The 23,105-nt window shown below is 54.8% G+C and carries 18 protein-coding genes and 1 pseudogene; 17 read left to right on the top strand and 2 right to left on the bottom strand.

Going from position 1 to position 23,105, the window contains the following annotated elements; genetic code table 11:
- Positions 1-514, top strand: a pseudogene (locus VGP75_RS06730) (IS5 family transposase); the annotation flags it as partial.
- Between the two features lie 43 nt (positions 515-557).
- Here VGP75_RS06730 and VGP75_RS06725 read toward each other — a convergent pair.
- The gene (locus tag VGP75_RS06725) at positions 558-680 is read right to left on the bottom strand and encodes a hypothetical protein (RefSeq protein ID WP_327542921.1); all 123 of its coding nucleotides are present in this window, start codon (positions 678-680) and stop codon (positions 558-560) included.
- A gap of 208 nt (positions 681-888) precedes the next feature.
- On the opposite strand from VGP75_RS06725, the gene VGP75_RS06720 reads away from it, so the two are divergent.
- The 3 genes from VGP75_RS06720 to VGP75_RS06710 all read left to right on the top strand — a co-directional run bounded on the left by VGP75_RS06720 (position 889) and on the right by VGP75_RS06710 (position 5,391).
- Entirely contained in the window at positions 889-1,494 is a 606-nt protein-coding gene (locus tag VGP75_RS06720; protein WP_327542919.1) for a hypothetical protein, read from the top strand.
- Positions 1,495-1,848: 354 nt separating this feature from the next.
- Positions 1,849-3,330 (top strand): hypothetical protein, encoded by a 1,482-nt coding sequence (locus VGP75_RS06715; RefSeq protein ID WP_327542918.1) that lies wholly within the window; start codon positions 1,849-1,851, stop codon positions 3,328-3,330.
- Between the two features lie 396 nt (positions 3,331-3,726).
- Positions 3,727-5,391: a CAAX prenyl protease-related protein gene (locus tag VGP75_RS06710; RefSeq protein ID WP_327542917.1), complete on the top strand. Its 1,665-nt coding sequence runs from the start codon at positions 3,727-3,729 to the stop codon at positions 5,389-5,391.
- A 769-nt stretch (positions 5,392-6,160) separates the two neighbouring features.
- Here VGP75_RS06710 and VGP75_RS06705 read toward each other — a convergent pair.
- Positions 6,161-6,514 carry a hypothetical protein gene (locus VGP75_RS06705; RefSeq protein WP_327542916.1) on the bottom strand — a complete coding sequence of 118 codons (354 nt, stop codon included), beginning with the start codon at positions 6,512-6,514 and terminating at the stop codon, positions 6,161-6,163.
- 348 nt (positions 6,515-6,862) lie between these two features.
- Between VGP75_RS06705 and VGP75_RS06700 the strand changes: the two genes are divergently transcribed.
- From VGP75_RS06700 to VGP75_RS06640, 13 genes are all read left to right on the top strand, one after another.
- Positions 6,863-7,624, top strand: a complete 762-nt coding sequence (locus VGP75_RS06700) for a hypothetical protein (RefSeq protein WP_327542915.1) — start codon at positions 6,863-6,865, stop codon at positions 7,622-7,624.
- A gap of 90 nt (positions 7,625-7,714) precedes the next feature.
- The gene (locus tag VGP75_RS06695) at positions 7,715-10,054 is read left to right on the top strand and encodes a polysaccharide biosynthesis tyrosine autokinase (protein WP_327542914.1); all 2,340 of its coding nucleotides are present in this window, start codon (positions 7,715-7,717) and stop codon (positions 10,052-10,054) included.
- Between the two features lie 9 nt (positions 10,055-10,063).
- Positions 10,064-10,570 carry a hypothetical protein gene (locus tag VGP75_RS06690; protein ID WP_327542913.1) on the top strand — a complete coding sequence of 169 codons (507 nt, stop codon included), beginning with the start codon at positions 10,064-10,066 and terminating at the stop codon, positions 10,568-10,570.
- Positions 10,571-11,631: 1,061 nt separating this feature from the next.
- Complete coding sequence (gene galE, locus VGP75_RS06685; RefSeq protein WP_327542912.1) at positions 11,632-12,660, top strand: UDP-glucose 4-epimerase GalE; 1,029 nt, start codon at positions 11,632-11,634, stop codon at positions 12,658-12,660.
- Positions 12,657-13,553, top strand: a complete 897-nt coding sequence (gene galU / locus VGP75_RS06680; RefSeq protein ID WP_327542911.1) for a UTP--glucose-1-phosphate uridylyltransferase GalU — start codon at positions 12,657-12,659, stop codon at positions 13,551-13,553. Before galE ends, galU begins: the two co-directional genes overlap by 4 nt.
- A 111-nt stretch (positions 13,554-13,664) precedes the next feature.
- Complete coding sequence (gene glmS / locus VGP75_RS06675) at positions 13,665-15,473, top strand: glutamine--fructose-6-phosphate transaminase (isomerizing) (RefSeq protein WP_327542910.1); 1,809 nt, start codon at positions 13,665-13,667, stop codon at positions 15,471-15,473.
- 46 nt (positions 15,474-15,519) lie between these two features.
- Entirely contained in the window at positions 15,520-16,824 is a 1,305-nt protein-coding gene (locus tag VGP75_RS06670; RefSeq protein ID WP_327542909.1) for a UDP-glucose dehydrogenase family protein, read from the top strand.
- Positions 16,821-17,831, top strand: coding sequence for an NAD-dependent epimerase/dehydratase family protein (locus VGP75_RS06665; RefSeq protein ID WP_327542920.1), 1,011 nt, complete (start codon positions 16,821-16,823; stop codon positions 17,829-17,831). Before VGP75_RS06670 ends, VGP75_RS06665 begins: the two co-directional genes overlap by 4 nt.
- Positions 17,828-19,102 (top strand): Vi polysaccharide biosynthesis UDP-N-acetylglucosamine C-6 dehydrogenase TviB, encoded by a 1,275-nt coding sequence (tviB, locus tag VGP75_RS06660; RefSeq protein WP_327542908.1) that lies wholly within the window; start codon positions 17,828-17,830, stop codon positions 19,100-19,102. The genes VGP75_RS06665 and tviB overlap by 4 nt, the downstream gene beginning before the upstream one ends.
- 42 nt (positions 19,103-19,144) lie before the next feature.
- Positions 19,145-20,968 (top strand): ABC transporter ATP-binding protein, encoded by a 1,824-nt coding sequence (locus VGP75_RS06655; RefSeq protein ID WP_327542907.1) that lies wholly within the window; start codon positions 19,145-19,147, stop codon positions 20,966-20,968.
- Positions 20,969-21,019: 51 nt separating this feature from the next.
- Positions 21,020-22,018: a UDP-N-acetylglucosamine 4,6-dehydratase (inverting) gene (gene pseB / locus VGP75_RS06650; RefSeq protein WP_327542906.1), complete on the top strand. Its 999-nt coding sequence runs from the start codon at positions 21,020-21,022 to the stop codon at positions 22,016-22,018.
- A gap of 12 nt (positions 22,019-22,030) precedes the next feature.
- Positions 22,031-22,777, top strand: a complete 747-nt coding sequence (locus tag VGP75_RS06645; protein ID WP_327542905.1) for a hypothetical protein — start codon at positions 22,031-22,033, stop codon at positions 22,775-22,777.
- A partial coding sequence (locus VGP75_RS06640) for an aminotransferase class I/II-fold pyridoxal phosphate-dependent enzyme (protein WP_327542904.1) occupies positions 22,774-23,105 on the top strand: 332 nt, incomplete at its 3' end. The genes VGP75_RS06645 and VGP75_RS06640, both read left to right, overlap by 4 nt.

The following is a 23,105-nucleotide window of genomic DNA, read 5'->3' as shown; positions in this document are numbered from 1 at the left end:
CCGCGCCGACAGGCAAGTGTGGCCGCCAGCAGACCTATAGCGATACCGCCATCCAGACGTGCCTGACGATGAAGGTGCTGTTCGGGATGGCGCTGCGGCAGACGACCGGGTTCGTCGAAAGCTTGTTGCGCTTGGTCGGTCTTGGCTGGACGGTGCCCGACTTCAGCACGCGATCCCGCCGCCAGAAGACCCTTGCGGTGAACATCCCGTACCGCGGCTCCAAGGGCCCGCTGCACCTGCTGATCGATAGCACGGGCATCAAGGTCGAGGGGGAAGGAGAGTGGCACGCCCGCAAGCGTGGTGGGCCCAAGCGGCGGGTCTGGCGTAAGATCCATCTCGGGATTGACGAGGAAACCTTGGAAATCCGGGCTGTTGAGATCACCGGGAGCCACATCGGCGATGCACCAGTCTGCCCGACCTTCTCAGCCAGATCCTGGAGGGCCAGGAGATCGGCAGCGTCACGGCAGACGCCGCCTACGACACTCGCAAATGCCACGATGCCATCGCCGACCGCTGTCATGCACGAGCCGATCAGGTGCGCGTGATCGGTTTGTCAATTAGGCTGCAATGCCGTTCGGATCAGAGGGTGCCGCGCCACGCGCCGCCATCTTCCCCTCTTCAGCAACCGTGCAGATCGAAGCCTCTTTGAGACACACATCGGGTCCGACATATTTCCTCATGGGCGTTCTCCTGAGGTCTTATATCTATGAGGCCAATATGCCGGACCCAGTTTCCCACTGGAGAGCGATCGCGGTAATCACACCATATGGTTTGTCCAAATTGTTTGGTAAGGCAGGTGCGCGTTGCTCAACATGGAATTGCCCTGTAACGGTCCCTGTCTGTCAGTTGCTACTAAAGATACTGTTTTCGACCACATGGAAACTTTCCGTGACAAACTCCACTTGCTATCCGAGGAGGGGCGGAAAAAGTCTTTGGCAAAAGATTAAGAAAGTTATGGGCTGTATGGAACGTAGAACAAAACTGAGCATGATTGCAGGTGCCGCATTTTGGTCGGCCGTGATTGCGGCTCCAGCGTCATACGCCCAGTCTTTCACAGGTGAGCTTGACGGGACGAGTTACGATTTCAGTATTGTTGGGCCCGGAAGCTTCGAAAGCCTGCAGGGTACCCTCGAGGCAACGCCGTGGTGGGGGAATGCGACGCTTGCCGAGAGCGCTGCAAATCTCGTCGGTGATGAATTCGGGCTTGTTAATGGTGGTGGCGAATTTGGACCACACTTCGCTTATGGGATCGTAGACGGAGAGTTTCCAAGTTTTGTTTCCTATGCGTACCTTCCTTGGGAAAGCGGAGCGAGTGCGACAGGCGCTTCGACACAAATTAACCATACTCAATTCGCGACAGCCACTGTCACTCCAGTTGCTGTTCCAGAGATCAATGGAAATGCGCTGGCGTTGATCGGCTTTATCCTTGGTGTTCTGGCGCTGCATATCGGCAACAGGCGTAGGCAGTTTGCGCAAGGCGCAACCTTTGCTTGAACGCTCGCAATAATTGGCGCTTTGACTGACTAGCTTGAGCGCGCGACGCTGTGACTTAACTGCGTGATCTTATTCCCGCCGCTGATCGGTATCGCGGCTCGATGCGTGCGTTCAAGCCGGCTGATGCAACCGCATGAGATTTGCCGCAAATGAGATCCTATGCCCGTCAATCCGCGCCACGGTGCTTTCTGATTTTGCTTTGTCGCCTCACGTGGTGGTTTCCCGTTTCCGCAAGCGTTTGCGGATTGCGCATCCTACACAGCCACAATAAATATCACCTTGATAAACGTTGGCGCGGCTGATGTTCCAGTTTTGTGTGGCCATAACGAATTTATGGAGGACCAATCTTTGTTCATGAACGCAGTCATCTCCACGAGCGCGCGCGCGCCCTCAAGGCTCTGGTCGACCTGGCTGCGGAGTATGGTCTGCCTGCTTTTGGTATTGGCAGCATCAAGCGGTCTGCCGACAGCGACGAACGCGCAAGAACAGGACGATCCGATCGTGGCGGTCCTGTCCGATGAGCCCATTCGACAAAGTGAGATCGACCAGTTTTTGCGAACCCTCGAAGCCCGACGAGGCGAAACTCTGGATATGTTCACCGAGCGCGGCACGCAGCTGTATCTCGCTCAACGCGCCGCCAATGCACTTGTAAGGGAAACCTATCCGCGCGGCGTGCCTGAGATCAATACACGTCTTGATCAGATGCGCGCAAACATGAATCTTGATTTTATCATCTCCCGAAGGTTGCAGCCGTCAGAGCCGACAGAAGACGACATCGATGCATTTATAGAAGCAAACCCTCAGTTTTTCAGTGGTCGTGCGGCCTTTCGATATGCGCGCTACACCATCGCCCCGCAATCGGCTATCGAGCGCGACCGGGTGGATGAGCTTGTTGATCAGCTTTCCCGCTTACCGCAGGTCGAAAGTGTCGATATCCAGGTTTTCTCACGTGTTTTGCTGGACGAAGACATCGCATCAATTGGCCGTAATTCAATCGCAAACTCCGAGCAAATCGATGCCGGCCTGCTGGCTACACTTGAGGAAATGGCACGCAACAACAGTTCCGTCAAGCTGAGCGAAGAGGGGGACAGGTTGGATTTGTTGGTGCTTCTCGAGCGTCAAGCTGACCCAGTTGACCCTTCGTTGATGCGCCAACAAGTTGTGGCAGGTCTGTTGCGTTCGGCCACCGACAACCAACGCCAAGACGTCTTAAAAGTACTTGCCGACATGGCCCAGCCTGTCAGCCCGCAAGAGGGTTCAGGGGAAGAGCCCGCGCCTGGCGATCCCGGTCAGGGTACAGGAAGTAACGACACGCCCGTCCCTTTCTCTGACAACGACGGGAGTGTTGCAACATCGCCCGAAGTGGCGCCATCGTCTTTTGCTGAAAGGGTGCGGGCGGCGTTCATGCGGGCAAGTGATCTACGTCTTATCATCATGGCGTTAAGCGCATTTGCAGTGCCCGTGGGGTTGGTCGGCGCCTGGCGATGGGCTGGACAGGCAAAGAAACGTCGATTTAAACAACAAGCTGCGGGTATTTGCGAAGTGCGAAAAAGCTTGAAGCTGATTGACCGCCTGTTCGTTCGTGTGCCACTTGCTATTGCTTTTGGAGCATTCATCCTTGGCATCAATGGCACCATAATCGCTCGTGCCTTCACTGGGGTGCTTGCGCTCAATGCAGCCAGCGCATTGGCGGGCGGGGCTGCACTCGGTATGATTCTGGCGCTCTATTTCGCGCGTGGAAAGAGGTACCGGGGAGTTTTGATATTGTTCTGGATCGCAGAGGTGTTGATGCTGGGGTCTGTTGCCCAGTTCATGCTGTTGCGAATGCCTGCATGATCGATACGTCCATTCAGGGTATATAACAATGAAGGCGCACATAGTCTCAAGTTTTAGTGTGTCTAGACTTCAACGTTGCTCGCAGTTGTTTTTTATGTCTGTTCAAATTTGGGCGAACTGCCGTTCGCAGCGTCAGTATACCTGCTTATGATAAGGAGTACTTGCAACACCTGAGCAGAGTCTGTTATCAAAATGAAAATATTCAGGAGCACGAAATGATCCCAATCATACGCCCATTTTTGGCGAATGTTATATTCGCGGTGGTGTTCCCGTTGGTGGCCTCGTCACAGGCAGTGCGCAATTGAGGATCATCCAGCCTCTGTATAAACAGGGATAAATCGTCCACTCGCCGATAGGTCCGTGCGACTAAAAACCTGAGCATCTGGTCTTTTGGATATGTTTGCCGCAAGTTCCTTCACACAGAACGTACCAGTGAGGCGCGTGGTCACTTTTTTTGTGATCATCGCGCTTCAGGTATTTCTGATCGATGCTTTTGCGTCTGGACGATACACGATGCTCGGCGGCAAATTGCCACTCGCGCAGGCGCTGTTTGCAGTTCATGGCATTGCCAAAGCAGCTCTCCTTGGTGCGGTGGTGACAGTCGGTGCTGCCTTGGTCTTCCATCGGGATCTTTTCACGCGTCAGCGCCGCGATTTCTGGCGTATGCTGGCGCTACACTGTGCCATCTGGTCAGCTTTGATGCTGGTGATCTGGTCTCTGCCTGATGGCCGGCGTGGCGTGGATCTTGGTGCTGGGCTTGTCCTGCGCTATCTTGCGTCCTCACTACTCTTGATCTTCTTTTCAGTGACGACCGTCCACGCACTGCTGCATATCGGTGCGCTGGTAAAGGAGGACAGGCGGGTTCTGGGGATCGGCGTGATTACGTTCCTTGCTTTTTCGGGGCAGCATATCTTTGGGATCTGGTTTGAAGCTGGCCCGAACACCTTACTTGAAGATGCGACACTCAACTTGAGCCTTTGGTTTCACGGGTTTTTGTCACTCTCCACCCCCGTATTGAGCTTCAAGGATAGCGGCGTACCTGTTTTGTCTCATGCAGACTTTGCCATCGCGCTGTATCCGTCTTGTGCAGGCTATCAGGGGATGGTGACATCCTTGTTGTTACTTTTCGCATTCTTGCTGATCGAACGTAAGCAGCTGCGTATTTTGCGTGCCACTGCCCTGATTGTGATGGCCACCGGCGCGGTGTTTGTGATAAACGCGCTCCGCATAGCATTGTTGTTCGAAATCGGCGTGAAGATATCCCCCGAGATTGCCTTGGAGGGATTTCACTCGAACTTTGGCACGCTCTCCGTTTTCTTGGTTGTGGCGGCAGCGATGATCGTTCTGACGCTGCCTGCGTTTCGTCGTCGTCCTGACAGTCAGATTACGTCAGCTGCCGGGATGTGGCATGCATCTTCCGACGTAGACCTTGCTGACGAAGTCCTTTGGCAAATGGTACCCCTTGCCGCCCTATTGACAACAATTCTGGTCACCGGCGTTTTCGTCGGAAGCTTTAATTGGCTTTACCCTATTCCGATAGCGGTCGGTTCCATTGCGATCGCAATGCAGTGGCCGAGGATTAAGACCACCTTTGACCGGCATCTGTCTTGGTTTGCGATCGCTGCAGGCGTCGCTGTTTATGTGATCTGGATCGCGATTTTACAACGGGATGATGAGCGAGAAAGCATGCTCCGTGCGACGCTTCAACAGGCACCAATTTGGGCTGCGGTCGGCTGGATTTTTGTCCGGGTGATCGGTTCGTCGGTTGTTGTCCCTATTGTTGAAGAAATTGCGTTTCGGGGGGGCGTCATGACCTTGCTTCAGCGCGGGCTGGATCGCTACTTGCACGCCCCGCTTGTCACGATGACTGCATTGATTTTGACCTCGATTGCATTTGGCCTCATGCACGGGGCGGTGCTGGCTGGAATAATTGCGGGGTTGTTTTACGGGGTTGTAGCTTTGCATCGTCAAAAACTTGGCGACGCCATCATCGCCCATGCAGTGACAAATCTCCTGATTTCTTTGCACGTATTAGTGCTTGACGATTGGTATTTGTGGTAGCGTGCTGCGATCAAAATGACCTGATGTTCGAAGTGCTAGCTACCGATGCTGTGGGTTTTTACGTTGATTGCGCGGATCGGGCAGTCGTGCCTTGCGTCGATGCAAATCGCAAATTCTGGGCTACACCTGATCGTGGCCGGGTTGTTGTTCAACAAATGGTCGCGGGTTGAGCGCGACCTTGCGCTTTCAAACGGCACGTCACAACAACGCGGAGCGCAGCGCTGGTGACATTACCTCTTGGTTTTTATCGAGCTTGCGATAGTCCCTTGCTGAACTTAAAGCACCAGAGCTCATCCGGCTGGATTCATCGACGCCTTGTCCCCTTGCGTCGGGGAGGCCGGCAGAAACGCACATGTGTTATGATGACCTGCCCGTTAGGCTTGCCCAAAAGTCCATGGCGGATCAGCCAACGCTGCAGGTGCGCTATCAACGCAAAGAAGAGCCCCCCGGCTGCGTAAGCGCGAAAGTCTTGGCATTTTGCCCGTGCGTGGCCTTTGTGATCTTGGTTCGGACACAGGGTGAAGCACAAGACGTTTTCACGCAAATTGTCAAAAGTTAAAACGAATGCACGTATTCTTCATCTTCTGATCCGTCTCGCAGAGCCGGACTTGTTGATACGCAAAGTCACAATATATTGTATATCCATGCAACGGTAGAATGAAGATAAACTCAGGATGATATGCCCTTGCTTGGGTCATGACACCCCGTTGAGGTAGCCTGTTATGCCGTCCTGGCCGGACAAGGGGAAAATTCTCCTGTTTACAATCTTTCAATGTTGTCCGTCGAAAGATTGGGCAACGAGTTGATCAGCGGCAACATACTCGGAGTTTTGGTATCTTGTGATGTGGTAGCGGCCAGCTTTTCGCCCGGCTGCGACCGCAATGAAGTTACGCTCACTCAGCCGTTTCAGCGCTCTGTAGAATGTCGGACTGGATATATCGCTGCAATAGTCATGCTCTTTCACGCGATTGCTCGAAACGTCGGATCCATCAGGACCCAGCTCTGACATCGCGTAGAGAATCTTTCTTTCATCCTCGGTGAGATTACCCAACCCCATTTCAGCTTCCATTGATGCAAGCAGCCCGTAAAGATTGGATAGCTGCATAATTTGGCGGTCTTTCATGACGTTAAACCTCATCTTAACTGCGTACCCTGCGCGTATCGCCCGACCAGATAATCTTTGGATACTTATACCGTATCGAAAGAGAATCTACAACACCTTCCAAATATGATTTTCGACTTGAACGCAGCGAGGATGCTCTCACTGACCATATTTGATGATCAAAAATGCTATTTATCAGTAGCTTACCAAAACAGAGATTATCAGGACGGATTCACCGTGTTTTGCCATTTGAACTTCCCCCTCCAAGTGATATTGTCATAATGATAAAAGAAGACATGTCCGATTTTGGCGCGATCACCATCGAGGACGAGAATGTTTGCCACGACTGAGTATAAGGAACGTACCCGGATGAAGATGGTAGCTGTCTTGAGCGGTGCCATCATGTTTGGTGCGCCTGGTCTCGTTTGGGCACAGGAGGGTCCGGTCTCTGGTGACGGAGCCGCGGCAGAGACTGCAACCGCTTCAGGGCAGCAAGATGGTGATCTCCTTTCGAACGACGATCGGGCACCGCTGATTGCGTTGTTTCTGTCCGATCCGGAAGCGTTTCTTGACGCGCGCGACGCAGACGCTATTGCCGCTTTCATCGAGCGTTTGATTACCGATGATCCGGGCGCAATTGGTGCGGTATTGACGGCTCTGGATCGGGCAACGGATCAGCGATCTCAAGGCGCAATTGCAGATGGTATTGCGCGTGCTGTTGCGCGGCTTTCTGCTGAAGGAAGAGATGCCGCAAGCGCAGGGCTCCTTGCCCGAATAGCGATAGAAGGGAGTGCTGAACTGCTCAGGAGCGTTGTGGAAAGCTCTGAGCAATATAGTGCGGAAGTTGCTGCCGAAGGCCTGCAAGAGAGCTTTGCCGATCCTGTAGGAGCAGAGGTGATTGTTGCGCCTGAAATAATTTCGGCACCCGCCGACCCGCCGCCAATCGTCGGGGCGGGATCGGACGGTGGGTCGGGTGACAGTGGCAGGGATGCTCTTTCGCCCGTAACAAATGCACCAGGTATCGATGATGGGAGGGCCAATACTGCGTCGAGCCTAGAGGAAACGCCAGTCCTAGGAGGAATTGCCAGCTTTCCTTCATCACCGCCGGCATCACCGGTGGCAACCAACTGACTGTTGGCGGAAAAACGCGACCCTGATGGTGGCGTCTGAACTATCGATAGTAAACGCAACAAAACTTCCTGACATAAAGGGCATAGGGCATTGAGAGCGCAGAAGAATCTTTTCACAGATGAGGTTGAAGATTCGCCATATCCACAGCGGATATCGCAATCCGTTGCAAACGACGATGAAATCGATTTTAGCAATCTGCTCAATGTTGTACGCCGAAACTGGGCGTATCTTTTGGTCGGCATCCTGTTCGGACTTGCCTTGAGCGTGGCCTATATTCTCAATACCTCGCGGGTGTACACCGCAACGGTCAGCATTAGTCTTGATACCGTCGAAGCGGCAAATGTCCGAGAGCTGTCGGGAATCTACGACGCCCCATTGACGGAGTCTCAGGTATCCACCGAGCTAGAAATCCTGCGTTCGGAAGCGATCGCGACAAAGGTCATCGATCGCTATGAGTTTTGGCGCAGCGCGGAATTCTTGAAACGGCCCCGGTCAGCTCTTGATCGCCTTTCCGGGGTTGTCCGCAGGCTGAGTTCAGCCGCGGTCTCTGCCATCAGTTCGAATGTTTCCGATGTTCCTGCCTTGCAAGAGGCACCTGAAGATGTCGCGGCGCTTGAGCGTCTGCGGGCAATCGGGATCATCCGAGGAAATGTAAACGTCCAGCGTTTGCGCGACAGCCGTATTGTGACGATTTCATTCAGATCGACTTCGCCGGAAATGGCCGCGAGAGTCGCCAACGCGATTGCCGAGACCTATATTGAAGACCAGCTGGATTCAAAATTTGACTCCACCCAGCGTGCGACAACCTGGCTGAAGCAGCGCTCCGATCAGCTTCGTACAGAGCTTGGCGAGATTGACAATCAGATCGATCGGTTCCGGCTGGAGAACAACCTGCTCGGGTCGCAAGCGGGTTCCAACCTCGAAGATCAGCTTGAACGCATTGCCATGCAACTGGCGGCAGCGGAAGCTGAAATGGTAAATTTCGTGGCCAAACAGCGACGTCTGGAAGACATTATTGCGCAGGGTGACAGGACGGCTGCGGTCAGTGCGACAGCGACACAGGGCATCACCAACGAGCTCAGATCACGTTTTCTGGATATTTTGAAGGATTACAATTCTCTCTTGGAGAGGCTTGGGCCTGACCATGAGCAGACCCTGAGGTTGTCGCGCGAGCTCGACCAGATCCAGGAGTTGATGTTTGAAGAAATCAAACGCAGCGAACGTGTGACTGCGAACGATATTGAAACCGTGATGGCACGCATTGCAGCGTTGAGAGAGCAAAAAGAGGAAGCGGAGCGTCTCTATGGGGCTGGAAGCGAAGTCGTTCTTCAGTTGCGTGCGCTTGAACAGAACGCAGAAACTGTCCGGAGCCTCTATTCCGGCTTCTTTCAAAGATACCAGGAGCTGCTTCAGGAACAGTCTTTCGCGGTTTCGGATGTGCGGATCATCAACCCGGCCAAAGTTTCCTCCAGTCCGTCAAGCCCCAACGCGCGCCAGGTTGCCGTGATAGGGCTGTTTCTGGGCCTGATGACGTCTGCAGCTTTTGTCATCATTTTGGAATTTCGCGACAACAGAATTCGTACAGAGGATGACATACAAGCCAAGCTTGGCATTGATTTTATCGCCGCGTGCTCTGTGCTGAGCACAGGCAAGTTTTTTTCGCGGAAACGAACGAAAACACAAAGGCCAGCCGATAACTCTGCCGTCTTGCCGATGTTGCTCCGCTTCGGGGTAGATAACCCTCTGTCGATGTTTGCGGAGAGCCTGCGTGCCGTCAAACTCGCTGTCACGCTTAAACTGCGAAACGATGTTGCGGAAGCCGAAGGGGTCGTCGTTGGCATGGTGTCGTGCTTTAGTGGTGAGGGAAAAACGACGATCTCGAGCAATTTTGCGAGCTTGCTGGCAAGCCAGGGGAAAAAGGTTCTTCTGATCGATGCGGACCTGCGGAATCCTGAACTGACCACTTTATTGTCGCTGTCGAAAGAACCAGGTTTGCTCCAGATCCTTTTAGGCGAACAGGACTGGCAGACTGTGATATGCAACGAGGCAAATACCCGCCTTGACATCATCCCTGCGGGGATGGGGCGCGCGACACATAGCAGTGAGTTGTTGTCAGGTGAGAACATGGGCGTCTTGCTGGGAGCCCTGAAGCAGGCATATGATTTCGTGATCATTGATTTCCCACCACTTGCACCCGTCATCGATGCGCGGGCGAGCCTGAAATATATGGATGGTGTGGTGTTTGTGATCAAATGGGGACAGACAAAGCTATCTGATGCGCAGGTCATCCTTCAGCGCGATCCACGGCTTGTGGAAAAATCTGTAGGCGCGGTCCTGAATTTCTACGATGCCAGACGTGCGGCTGCCTATGGCAGTTACGTAAGCCAGTATTACACATCGGGGTATAAACGGTACTATGATGCTGCTTAGAGTTTTTTTTTGGCGCTGCTGATCACGGCGCTTTCAATCAACGTGCGGCAGCTCGCCTCCTATCTGGCGTTTTCAGATTATGCGCAACTTGTAGAAGAAATCTCGGAAGGCAGATTTATGCCCTCTGACTTGGACCGTATTTCCAGTTTCCTGGCCTATTACGAGACTGAGAATATCAGTTGTCGATCCGAGGAGATCCGCGTCTTTGCGATCCTCGCGCTTTATCGCGCTGATCTTTTGGCAGCACAGAAAGGGGTATCGCCTTTCGACTATAGTCCCGATTTGGGTTTGCAACTTGCACGCGCACAGGCGATGCGGGCGATCCAGGGCCTGCTCCGGTGTTCGCCCATGGATGGCGACATGTGGTTACGGCTTGCGCTTGTTGGCCGCACGATGGGTCTGGAGCAGTCACTGCTTGACACTTACCTCGCGTGGTCACGCACAACAGCCCCGCATGAAGGCGGGGTCCAACGCAGGCGTGAAGACCTGTCACGCAGCGAGCGCAGCGGTCCTTGATGAACTGCCGTCCCCTATGGAGATGTGTTTTGTGTGTGGAAATTGACGCAGGCGAACAGGGACGGGGACAGGGGCATGCCTGTGTCCGTTTGCCGCCTCTGTGGCCCGTTCGGGAAAGTTTTCCGGTGTGGCGATGCCAAAGGTGCACGTGGCTTGCGGGACGCAAAGCGGGTGGGCGCCGCGCCATCTGACCTGCCTGACCGGCAGCGCCCCGGGCTTTGTGGTGGTTTGTCACGATCCTGCGTGGATCGGGGGCTGCGCCATCGCTGACCCTCATGCGCATGGCAATTGTTGCGCGGGCCAGATCGCCCCGGGGTGCTGGGGCCTTGCGCAAGCAAGAGGTGTCCACTGCAAGGAGAAGAGTCAGGGGGGTGCCGGCGCCTGTTGTGGCACGGTGAAACGGCCGTCGGCAGGCCTTGGCGGGGCGCGGTTTGGGCCCGTCGCGCATGTCAGCGGTATATGGGCAAACTGATCCTTGAAGGGTGCCGCGTGAATATTTTTTCACTGCTGTAATCGACTGTTGCGACCCACCAATAACTATCATAGTGAGACAAAGTGAGATGGACTGGTTTGCGATTTATGACCTATCGATCAAAGGAATGACCTAAATTCCACAAAAACGCAGTGACTTGCGCTGCGGTAGCTATGTTCTTTTAGGTTTGTACTAAAGAGACGTTTCTCAAATTGACTTTGAGACTCAACCCATCGCTCCGAACGCTCCTGGCTGGCCCGCACGTTTTTCTGCGTCAGTCCCGGGACGCGCCTCCGGGCGCAGCAAGTGCCTTTTGGCTGGGGCGGGTCTTCAAATTGGCAATAGGGCGCCCTTTGATGGGACGTGGGAGTTTGCGTTATCGGAGATTTGCAGCTTGATGACACCTCCACGCCGAAATTCGGATTTGACCAGGCAATGCACCTGTGTCGGGCCAGCCGGGATAACCGATGCTTGAATTGGTGCAAACGATGAAATCAGATCGTGGCTCCTACCTGCCGGCAGACAATGCGATGACGGCCAAAAAGGCACAGCCTTCGGCGCCGGTCGTCCGCCGTGCAGGTGCGTTGCTGTGAGGTGTCTCGTCACAGGGGGTGCTGGCTTCATCGGCAGCCATACGGTTCTGGCCCTTTTGGAATCTGGCCACGATGTCTTGGTGATAGATAATTTCTCAACCAGCTCGCCTGACGTATTGAAACGGGTCACAGAGTTGGCAGGGCGCATCGTGCATGTGGCTGAGCGAGACATGCGGGATGCCGACGCTCTGCGCAATACATTCGCGCGCTGGTCGCCGGATGCTGTCCTGCACTTCGCAGGGCTCAAATCGGTGTCCGAGAGCGTCGAAGATCCGGTGCATTATTATGATGTCAACCTTGCAGGTACGGTCAACCTGTTGAAAGCCATGGACAGCGTCGCATGTCACCGGCTGGTCTTTTCTTCTTCTGCGACTGTTTATGGAAAGCCTCTCTACTTGCCTTTTGATGAGGCGCATCCAACAAATCCGGTGACCCCTTACGCACGCAGCAAGCTTGCGGTTGAGAACCTTTTGCACGACTGGACCGTTGCAAATTCTGCGCGTGCGGTAACCGCGCTGCGCTATTTTAATCCTGTCGGTGCTCATCCCTCGGGGCGGCTTGGCGAAAATCCCACCAGTGTGCCGCACAACTTGATGCAATATATGTCGCAAACAGCACTGGGCCGACGTGCGTTCTTGCCGGTATTGGGGGATGATTATGACGCCCGTGATGGGACAGGCGAGCGTGACTATATCCATGTGATGGATCTTGCAGAGGCGCATTTGGCGGCGCTTGGAGATCTTGAGCTTAGTGTGGGTTTTCAAATTTATAATGTTGGAACAGGGCAGGGCGTCACCGTGCCGGAGATGGTGACAGCGTTTGAAGCTGCCAGCGGCGTCACTATACCGCTTCAGGACATGCCGCGCCGCGATGGTGATTTGCCCGGGTTCTATGCCAATCCAGATCGTGCCAAAAACAATCTGGGGTGGAAAGCGAAACGCGGGATTGATGCAATGTGTCGCGATGCATGGGCCTGGCAGGTCGCAAGTCCTGACGGATTGGTGCACACAGAGGATGCCAGATGACATCTGGTGTCGCGTCTTTTCCCCCGATCACGACAGCGGTTTTCCCCGTGGCGGGATTGGGAACACGGTTTTTGCCTGCAACCAAGGCCATGCCGAAAGAGCTTCTGCCGATCATCGACAAGCCGATTATCCAATATGCTGTTGAGGAGGCGGTGGCGGCGGGTATCACAGAGCTTGTTTTTGTGACAGGGCGCCACAAAAGAGCGATCGAGGACCATTTTGATGCCAATCCGGAATTGGAGCGTGAGCTTGCGGAAAAGGGCAAGCAGGCCCTTGCCGCATCGATAAGAGACATTGTTCCGTCGCATGTCGCCTGTATCTTCATTCGTCAGCCGCGCGCATTGGGCTTGGGTCACGCCGTGCTTTGCGCAAGGCCGGTCCTGGGCCGCAAACCTTTTGCCGTCTTGCTTGCCGATGATGTTGTCAAGGGCCCGGTATCGCCGATCTCGCAGCTGGTGACCGCGTATCAATCAACGGGAAAGACCCAGTTATCTGTCATGGATGTCCCCGCGCAGGATGTCTCAAAATATGGCATCCTGGTTCCGGGGAGTGAGCCCGGTCGCGTTGCGGGTCTTGTTGAAAAGCCCGAGATCGGCGACGCACCGTCGCGAATGGCGTCTATCGGGCGCTATGTGCTCGAGCCGGAAATCCTTGATATCCTGGTCGGTCTCGCACCGGGGGCGGGGGGCGAAATCCAGCTTGCCGATGCGATCGACCAGCGGGCCAAAGAAGGCCATGTCCGGTCGGTTGTGATGGCTGGCCGGCGCTATGATTGTGGGTCGAAATTCGGGTACCTCGAAGCGATCGTGGACTATGCACTCGCTCATGATGCGTACAGAGAAAAGTTCGCAGAGCTGCTGGCCCACCGTGTGCTCGGGGAGGCGGCAAGATAGGGTCCAACCGAGCCCGGAGCGCTGGCGTGAGCCGGTTGCAGCATCCAAAAATCAATCTGGTCGATAGCACAGCGTGCACGTGAAGGCCAAAATGGAAGTTAAATCAATATAATGTGCGGCATAATTGGGATCTTGGGGCACGGTGACGTCGGACCGGAGCTGATGAGCGGCCTCGCCCGTCTGGAATATCGCGGCTATGATAGCGCCGGGATTGCCTTGATGGACAGGCATGGTGACGTTGCTGTGCGGCGTGCGGTCGGCAAGCTTGAAGCCCTGAGCGCCCTGCTTGCTGACGCACCTCTCCAAGGTAAGGTGGGGATCGGGCACACGCGGTGGGCCACCCATGGGGCTCCAACAGAAATCAATGCGCATCCTCACTCTGTGGGGCAAGTGACATTGGTCCATAACGGTATCATTGAAAACCATGCCCAATTGCGCGCCGAGCTTGAAGCGTCGGGTGTCGTGTTCAGCTCGCAGACAGATACGGAAGTGGCTGCCCAGCTGCTCGACCAGATCTTGCGCCGCACCGGATCTTTGGACACGGCTTTTGCCGAATTGCTTTCGCGCCTTGTCGGATCCTATGCGCTGGCGGTGATCATGCACGGCGCGCCGGATCTTCTTTATGTCGCACGTCAAGGGAGCCCCTTGGCCTTGGGCTATGGTGCCCAAGACGTGCAGGGTCGCGCATCCATGTATGTCGGCTCGGATGCATTGGCGCTGGCCCCGTTTACCGAGCAGGTGAGTTATCTCGAGGATGGCGATTGGGCGGCCATCCAACCTGACCGGGTCTGCATATTTGATACCGCGGGCGTAGAGGTGACCCGTGAGATCGTCACGGTCCCTGCAGCCCAGTGGTCAGCGGATAAAGGCCCTTATCGCCACTATATGCTCAAGGAAATCCATGAGCAGCCCGAAAGCCTCGCGCGATTGCTCCATCGTCTGATCCGATCCAATGACGCGCAACTCCATCCGCTGCTCCCTGAATTGGATTTTGCAGGGATTGAAAAGGTTACGCTTGTCGCTTGTGGCACGGCATATCATGCCTGTCATATTGCCAAATACTGGTTTGAAGAGCTGGCCGGTCTTGGCGTCGAGATCGATATTGCCAGCGAGTACCGGTATCGGCGTAAAGGTTTTGGTGCCAATGATATGATTGTCGTGGTCAGCCAGTCGGGCGAGACTGCCGATACGCTCGCCGCGCTGAAACAGACCCGCGGTCGTGTCGGCGTACGTGTTGCCATTGTGAATGTCCCCACAAGCTCGATTGCGCGTGAGGCCGATCATGTCGTGTCTATTGAGGCCGGACCCGAGATCGGCGTGGCCTCCACAAAGGCTTTTACGGGGCAGGTCTTGGCGCTTTTAGGCTTGGTGCTGAAGGCCGCCCAAGAACGCGGGGCCGGGCTTGACGCTTCTGTCCTCGAAGAGGTTTTGGCGATCCCGCGGATCGTGATGGAGACGCTCGCGCTGGAGCCAACGATCCAGGAGATTGCCAGCTCATTGCGCGATGCGCGTGAGACGCTCTTTTTGGGGCGGGGTGTGAGTTATCCACTCGCACTGGAAGCCGCGCTCAAGCTCAAGGAAATCAGCTATATCCACGCCCAGGGCTATGCGGCTGGCGAGCTCAAACATGGGCCGATCGCGTTGATTGAGCTGGGCTTGCCAGTGGTCGTCTTTGCCAGCCATGGGCCATTGCAGGAAAAGACCTTGTCCAATGCCGCTGAAGTGGCCGCGCGCGGTGGACGCATTGTGCATGTTGGTTGGCAGGAAGGCGATATGATCCGCCTGCCACAAAGCGGGCCAATCGCGGGTGTGTTTGCAGCTGCCATCGTGGCGCAGCTCTTGTCGTATCATGTTGCCCTTGCCAAGGGCACGGACGTCGATCAGCCGCGCAACCTCGCCAAATCAGTGACGGTCGAGTGATGAAGCCCGACGGCATGGAAAAGTCCAATTCTATGGAGCCCCTCGCATGAAAATCGCCATGATTGGCACAGGCTATGTCGGACTGGTGTCTGGGGTATGTTTCTCTGACTTTGGGCATGATGTCGTTTGTGTGGATAAACTGCCCGAAAAGATCGCACAGCTCGAGAACGGCGAGGTTCCGATCTATGAGCCTGGCCTCGAGAACTTGTTGGCGAAAAATGTGGGTGCTGGCAGGCTTACGTTTACCACGGATATCTGCGCGGCCGTCCACGGTGCTGATGCAATCTTTATCGCGGTTGGCACGCCCACGCGGCGCGGTGACGGACACGCGGACCTCAGTTATGTGATGGCGGCCGCTGAGGAAGTCGCAAAAGCGCTGACGGGCTATGCGGTGATTGTGACCAAATCGACCGTGCCGGTGGGCACAAACCGCAAAGTTGCTGAAGTGGTCGCAAAGGCCAATCCTGCAGCGTTGTTTGATGTGGCCTCAAACCCGGAGTTCTTGCGCGAAGGTGCGGCCATCGACGACTTTATGAAGCCGGATCGGGTCGTTGTGGGCGTGGAAAACGCCCGCGCGCGGGACGTGATGGGCGAGATTTACCGCCCGCTTTACCTGCGCGACTTTCCAGTGGTTTACACAGATCTGGAATCGGCAGAAATGATCAAATACGCCGCCAATGCGTTCCTGGCGACCAAAATCAGCTTCATCAATGAAATCGCGGCGCTTTGCGAACGCGTGGGTGCTGATGTGAAATCGGTGGCCCGCGGGATGGGCCTGGACGGACGGATTGGCCCGAAATTCCTGCATGCCGGCCCGGGGTATGGCGGATCGTGTTTTCCAAAAGACACGCAAGCCTTGGCGCGGATCGGCCAGGAGCATGGCGTGCCGCTGCGCATTACGGAAACCGTGATCACGGTCAATGACATGACCAAACGACGCATGCTGGATAAAATCGTCGATCTGTGTGGTGGGTCGGTCGCTGGCATCACGATTGCTGTGCTGGGCGTCACCTTCAAGCCTGAAACAGATGATATGCGTGAAGCGCCGTCGCTCACCATTGTCCCGGCGCTGATTGGTGCAGGCGCAAAGGTGCGGGTGGTCGACCCGCATGGGCGCCGCGAAGGTCAAGTACTCCTACCCGGCGTTATGTGGTGCGCAGATCCCTATGATGCCGCTGACAAAGCAGATCTTTTGGTGATCTTGACCGAATGGAACGAGTTCCGTGCACTTGATCTGGGCAAACTCGCGCAAACGATGCAACAGCCGCGCCTGGCCGACCTGCGGAATGTTTATGCGGCGAAAGACGCCCATGAAGCGGGCTTTACAGCCTATGCTGGCGTAGGTCGCTGATGCGCGTTTTGATTACAGGAACAGCCGGCTTTATCGGGTTCCATTTGGCGAGGCTTTTGGTTGCCGAAGGCTGCGTCGTACACGGCTTTGACGGGATGACCGACTATTATGATGTGGCGCTCAAAAAACGCCGCCATCAGATGCTTTTGCAAAGTCCCCATTTTGCTGCAACCGAAGGCCTGCTTGAAGATCAGGCTCTGTTCGATCAGGTCGCAGATGCGTTCGCCCCGGATGTGATTGTCCATCTCGCGGCCCAGGCCGGTGTACGTTATAGCTTGGAAAACCCGCGCGCCTATCTTGATGCCAATGTGATCGGGACCTTCAATGTGATGGAGGCCGCACGGCGCCTGGAGGTCCGGCATCTGCTGATGGCCTCCACCTCCTCGGTATATGGCGCCAACACCGAGATGCCCTTTGTTGAGACCGAGAAAGCCGATACGCAGCTCACAATCTATGCGGCGACAAAGAAAGCCAACGAGAGCATGGGCCATGCCTATGCGCATATCTACAACCTGCCGACCACAATGTTCCGGTTCTTTACGGTCTATGGACCTTGGGGGCGGCCGGATCTTGCGCTCTACAAATTTGTCGATGCGATCCTCGATGGGCGCCCGATCGATATTTACAACAATGGCGACATGTACCGCGATTTTACCTATGTCGATGATCTGGTCCATGCGATCCGGCTCTTGATCGACGCCGTGCCGGAACGTCCCGCTGATGGTATTGTGCCTGAGGGCGATAGCCTGTCGCCGGTTGCGCCCTTCCGCGTTGTGAATATCGGAAATTCCGACAAGGTCCGCCTGTTGGACTTTGTGGATGCGATCGAGGACTGTCTCGGCCAGAAAGCCGAGCGAAACTATATGGGCATGCAAACCGGCGATGTGCCGGCAACCTGGGCCAACGCCGAGCTTCTGAAGGCGCTGACCGGCTACAGACCGCAGACCGATTTCCGCGGTGGTATTGCGAAATTCGTCGCCTGGTATCGGGATTACGCCGGCAAATGACCACAGATCGAAAGACAATAGCCGTCATCGGGCTTGGATATGTGGGCCTGCCGCTTGCGGTGGAGTTTGGAAAATATCGCCCTGTGATCGGCTTCGATATCAATTCCGGGCGGATTGATGCGCTGCGGTCGGGACGCGACGCCACCCTGGAAGTCACGGGCGATGAGCTCGCCGCAGCGCATCAGTTGACGTTCACAACCGAGCGCGCGGATCTGGCCGCAGCCTCCATCTATATTGTCACGGTGCCTACGCCGATTGATGCGCATAAGCGACCCGATCTGACCCCGCTTCTCAAAGCCTCTGAAACCGTGGGTGCGGTGCTGAAAGCTGGCGACATCGTCATTTATGAAAGTACTGTCTACCCGGGGGCGACCGAAGAAGATTGTGTTCCGGTGCTCGAGCGGGTGTCAGGGCTGCGGTTCAACGAGGATTTTTTCTGTGGGTATTCGCCGGAGCGGATCAATCCGGGCGACAAGCAGCATCGGCTGCCCGATATCACCAAGGTGACCTCGGGCTCGACGCCTGAGACGGCAGATCATGTTGATGCGCTTTATGCAGAAATCATCACTGCCGGCACATGGAAAGCCGAGAGTATCCGCGTTGCCGAGGCTGCGAAAGTGATTGAGAATACCCAACGCGATCTTAACATCGCGCTTGTGAATGAGCTGTCGATCATCTTCAATCGCATGGGTATCGACACAAGTGCTGTGCTTGAAGCGGCTGGCACAAAATGGAACTTCCTGCCGTTTCGGCCGGGGCTTGTGGGCGGGCACTGCATTGGTGTGGATCCCTATTATCTGACGCACAAGGCCGAGGCTTTAGGCTACCACCCCCAAGTTATCCTCGCGGGGCGGCGTATCAATGACGGTATGGGGGCACATGTGGCCGGACAGCTGGTCAAGGCGATGCTGCGCCGGCGTATTCAAGTTGATGGGTCTCGGGTTCTGGTGATGGGGCTCACATTCAAGGAAGATTGCCCGGACTTGCGCAATACGCGCGTTGTGGATGTTGTACGCGAGCTGCACGAATATGGCGTGGATATTGACGTTTACGATCCCGCAGCGGACCCGCTTGAGGCGCAAAGCGAATACGGCATCGCGCTTGTTGAGAAGCCTAACCCCGGAGCATACGACGCAATCGTCCTGGCGGTCGCGCATCAGGCGTTTCGCTCCATGGGGGTTCGACCCATCCGGGCTCTGGGCCGCCCCGCGCATGTGCTCTATGATCTCAAGCACATTTTGTCGGCCCATGAAAGCGATCTCAGGTTGTGATGTATTGCAGGATATGCAGCCGAAAATTGGTGAAGTGACGATATGAGGGACCTCTCGACCTGGAAGAAGGCTTGGGCGCTCCTGGAGCCGCGTGAGCAGCGCACAGCCTATGTCGTGCTGGGCGTGATTATCATTGGTGCATTGTCAGCCGCCGTGATGGTTGGCTCTGTTATGCCTTTTCTGGCCGTGCTGTCGGACCCCTCACGCATTGAAACAACGCCTGCCTTGGCGTGGGCCTATGAGACGTTTGGGTTCACATCCACCTACGGGTTTCTGATTGGTCTTGGCCTGGCGTCGTTTTTTATGATCTTGCTTTCCAGTCTGATCCAGATCGTAAAAACCTGGGTTGTATCGCGTTTTGCGATGATACGGATACATGCGATTAGTCATCGACTGCTGACGTGCTATTTGGCGCAGCCTTACGCGTTTTTCCTTAACCGCCACTCTGGGGATATGACACCGCGCATTTTAGTTGAATCGCAACAAGTTGTCGCTCAGTTTTTGCGTCCCGCCGCTGATTTTATAGCGGCGTGCATGACAACTGCGGCCATCATTGGATTGCTTTTTTGGGTCGAGCCTTTGGTCTCGGTCATATCCTTTGCATTGCTCGGTGGACTTTATGGGGCCATCTATCTCTTCACACGCCGGATTTTGAGACAACTGGGACAGATCCGCGTTGCCACCAATCGGCAAAGGTTCCGGCTGGCGAATGAAGCAATTTCGGGGATCAAGGATATTAAAATCTTGGGTCGGGAGCGCGCTTATCTTGAACGCTATAGGCGCCCTTCTCTTAAAATGGCCCAGACGCAGGTCCGATCTGCCGTCTTTCAGCAGGTCCCGCCAGTGGCACTTCAAGCGGTCGCGCTCGGGGGTGTGATCCTACTTTGCATTGTTCTGATTGATCCATCAGGAATTGACTCGGGTGCCGCTTTGGGCGGCGTGCTACCCGTACTAGGTGTCTTTGCCTTCGCGGGCCAACGCTTGATGCCGGAGCTCTCTAAGCTCTATGGCTCGCTTGCCCAGATGCAGGGGGGGAGTGCCGCGGTAGACGCTATTTATGACGACCTTGTGCTACACAAAAATCCGCACAGATTGCCAGAAATCGCAGCCGTTCCTCTCGGCCTGAAAGCTCATCTGAGCCTCGAGAATATCTCTTACAGATACCCGAATGCAGACCAGGCGGGGGTTCACGGTGTCACACTGTCAATCACGGCCGGTGAGAAAATCGGGATCGTAGGCAGTACGGGGGCTGGCAAAACAACACTGGCAGACATCATCTTAGGACTTCTTGAACCTGATCAGGGGCGCCTTGTTGCCGATGATGTTGAGATTACGCAAGATACGTTGAGAGCCTGGATGCAGAGCCTCGGCTACGTGCCGCAGGATATCTTTTTGACCGATGCCGCTGTGGGCGAGAACATTGCCCTGGGCGTTCCGCCCGAGAAGATAGATCAAGCGCGTGTCCAAGAGGCGGCCCGCATTGCGCGCATTGATGACTTCATCATGACAGAGCTGCCGGATGGGTATGCAACATTCATTGGTGAGCGCGGCGTGCGGTTGTCAGGCGGGCAGCGTCAACGGATCGGAATCGCGCGCGCACTCTATCATGATGCTGATTTGATCATCTTTGATGAGGCCACCAGCGCACTCGACAACTTGACCGAAGCTGAGGTCATTGATGCAATTGACGCCCTTCCCGGTGACAAGACAGTGCTCATGATCGCCCACCGTTTAAGCACGGTGCAGCGCTGCGACCGCATCATTGTTCTCGATAAAGGGCAGGTGGTCGGGTGCGATACATGGGCGACGCTGATGGCCGAAAACAAAGCCTTCCAGCGCATAGCCGCAGTCGCACAGGCTGCATGAGCTATTTCGGACCATTCCTTTCACGTGACATTCTAGAAATGAGGTTTGCAGATGTTATCTGACTCAACGATATTGATCACTGGCGGAACCGGGTCTTTTGGCCATGCCTTTTTGCCAATGACATTGCAGAGGTTTAATCCCAAGAAAGTCATAATTTTCTCGCGTGATGAGATGAAACAGTGGGAAATGGCCAAACTCTTTGGCGATGACCCGCGCGTTCGGTTTTTTATCGGTGATGTGCGGGATCGCGAACGTCTCTATCGCGCCTTCGACGGTGTTGATTACGTGGTGCATGCGGCTGCAACCAAGATCGTGCCGACTGCGGAGTATAACCCGTTCGAGTGCATCAAGACCAATGTCAACGGGGCGATGAATGTTATCGATGCGGCAATTGACAAAGGCGTGAAACGGGTTGTCGCGCTCTCAACCGACAAGGCTTCGAGCCCCATTAATCTTTATGGTGCATCCAAACTGGCATCTGACAAGCTGTTTGTCTCAGGAAATGCCTATGCGGGAGAACACGACACGCGGTTTTCGGTGGTACGTTACGGCAATGTGATGGGATCGCGTGGATCTGTGATCCCGTTCTTTATGTCCATTGCTGAAAAGGGCGTGCTCCCCATTACAGACACCCGGATGACAAGGTTTATGATTTCTCTGGAACAGGGTGTAGAGCTGGTATGGGATGCGTTCGAAGACATGGTTGGTGGCGAAATTTACGTCAAGAAAATTCCGTCGATGACCGTCACGGATATTGCCCGCGTCATTGCGCCAGAGGCGCACCATGATGTTGTAGGGATCCGCCCGGGTGAAAAGCTGCATGAGCAGATGATTGGCATTGAGGACGCGCCGTTCACCTACGAATATGAAGAGCATTTCAAGATCCTACCTGCAATTAATAAGTGGTGTGAGGACCCGAAGCGCATCAAGGACGGGCGCAAGGTGACCGACGATTTCAGTTATGTCAGCGACAGCAATCCAAACTGGATGAGCGACGCGGTTCTGTCCAATTGGATTGCGGCGCATCGGGAAAAGATCGGCGCAATTTAAAGGTAAATAGAGATGGCACGCGTTTTGCACGCTGGTTTTCACAAGACTGGTTCAACTTATTTGCAAAAGTTCTTTTTTCCAAAGCTGGAAAATGTCCTTTATCTGAGGAACCTTAGCCTTGGCAAGCTTCCGCTATTCGAAGCCGATAACATGAGCATTGTTATCTCTAATGAGGCTGCGTGCGGATACCCTTACCCAAATACTGCGACATTTACGACGCAAAGACTGGAAAGTAACATTGATATACTTGAAATAAACAAAGTTCTTATTATTGAGAGGGAATTCTTTTCTTGGGTACTTTCCCTTTACTTCCAAACACTTAATGAAAAAGCAACATGGAGCTTACAAGAATTTATCCGGAAGAACGAAAAAGGTCTGCTAACATGGAGGCAAGCAGCTCGCGCTGTCGAAGAAATGTGTGTGCGGAAGAGGATTGATTGTCTGATTGTTCCTTACCAAAGCCTAGTCTCGGAGCCAGGAGTCACACTCAGTAAGATAGCAAATTTCATAGATGGTAGTAGTTTTAACCTGGACGAATTAGATATGGATAAGAGATCGAATATTTCGAGATCAGGCGCCTTCACAATTGCCGCATATCGGGGTTTGAATGCTACATTCAATAATGGCGTTGGACGCTTTAGCGAGCGGATCGTAAAAGATGTACCACGTCGGCTGATGGCGAGCAAACTGGGGCTCGGATTGGATAATCTATCTGGCCGGAGGCTTTCGGCGGATTGCGTAAGGAGAATCATGGAATGATCCCCTATGGTCGCCAGATTATCAGTGAAGACGACATTGCGGCCGTTACGGCTGTGTTGCGGTCTGATTACCTGACGCAGGGTCCTGTTGTTCCGCAATTTGAATCTGCCGTCGCCGAGAGGGTCGGTGGCCGCCACGCCGTCGCAGTTAACTCCGCGACGTCAGCACTGCATATCGCGTGTTTGGCGCTTGATCTGGGCCCCGGTGATCTGCTCTGGACGTCCCCGATTACCTTTGTCGCATCGGCGAATTGCGGACGGTATTGCGGTGCAGATGTTGATTTTGTTGATATCGATCCTGAAACCTTCAACATCTGCGCCGATGCGCT

Origin of the sequence: Yoonia sp. (genome assembly GCF_036007805.1) — a bacterium.
In the GTDB taxonomy this organism is placed as follows: Bacteria; Pseudomonadota; Alphaproteobacteria; order Rhodobacterales; family Rhodobacteraceae; genus Yoonia.
The sequence above is the reverse complement of the archived record's forward strand: the minus strand, read 5'-3'. Positions and strand labels throughout refer to the sequence as shown.

Excerpts from the sequence above, each read along its gene's own strand:
- glmS (WP_327542910.1), top strand. The coding sequence starts at position 13,665 with ATGTGCGGCATAATTGGGATCTTGGGGCACGGTGACGTCGGACCGGAG.
- VGP75_RS06670 (WP_327542909.1), top strand. The coding sequence starts at position 15,520 with ATGAAAATCGCCATGATTGGCACAGGCTATGTCGGACTGGTGTCTGGG.
- VGP75_RS06705 (WP_327542916.1), bottom strand. The coding sequence starts at position 6,514 with ATGAAAGACCGCCAAATTATGCAGCTATCCAATCTTTACGGGCTGCTT.
- VGP75_RS06715 (WP_327542918.1), top strand. The coding sequence starts at position 1,849 with ATGAACGCAGTCATCTCCACGAGCGCGCGCGCGCCCTCAAGGCTCTGG.
- tviB (WP_327542908.1), top strand. The coding sequence starts at position 17,828 with ATGACCACAGATCGAAAGACAATAGCCGTCATCGGGCTTGGATATGTG.
- pseB (WP_327542906.1), top strand. The coding sequence starts at position 21,020 with ATGTTATCTGACTCAACGATATTGATCACTGGCGGAACCGGGTCTTTT.
- VGP75_RS06645 (WP_327542905.1), top strand. The coding sequence starts at position 22,031 with ATGGCACGCGTTTTGCACGCTGGTTTTCACAAGACTGGTTCAACTTAT.
- VGP75_RS06655 (WP_327542907.1), top strand. The coding sequence starts at position 19,145 with ATGAGGGACCTCTCGACCTGGAAGAAGGCTTGGGCGCTCCTGGAGCCG.
- galU (WP_327542911.1), top strand. The coding sequence starts at position 12,657 with ATGACATCTGGTGTCGCGTCTTTTCCCCCGATCACGACAGCGGTTTTC.
- VGP75_RS06725 (WP_327542921.1), bottom strand. The coding sequence starts at position 680 with ATGAGGAAATATGTCGGACCCGATGTGTGTCTCAAAGAGGCTTCGATC.
- VGP75_RS06710 (WP_327542917.1), top strand. The coding sequence starts at position 3,727 with ATGTTTGCCGCAAGTTCCTTCACACAGAACGTACCAGTGAGGCGCGTG.
- VGP75_RS06700 (WP_327542915.1), top strand. The coding sequence starts at position 6,863 with ATGAAGATGGTAGCTGTCTTGAGCGGTGCCATCATGTTTGGTGCGCCT.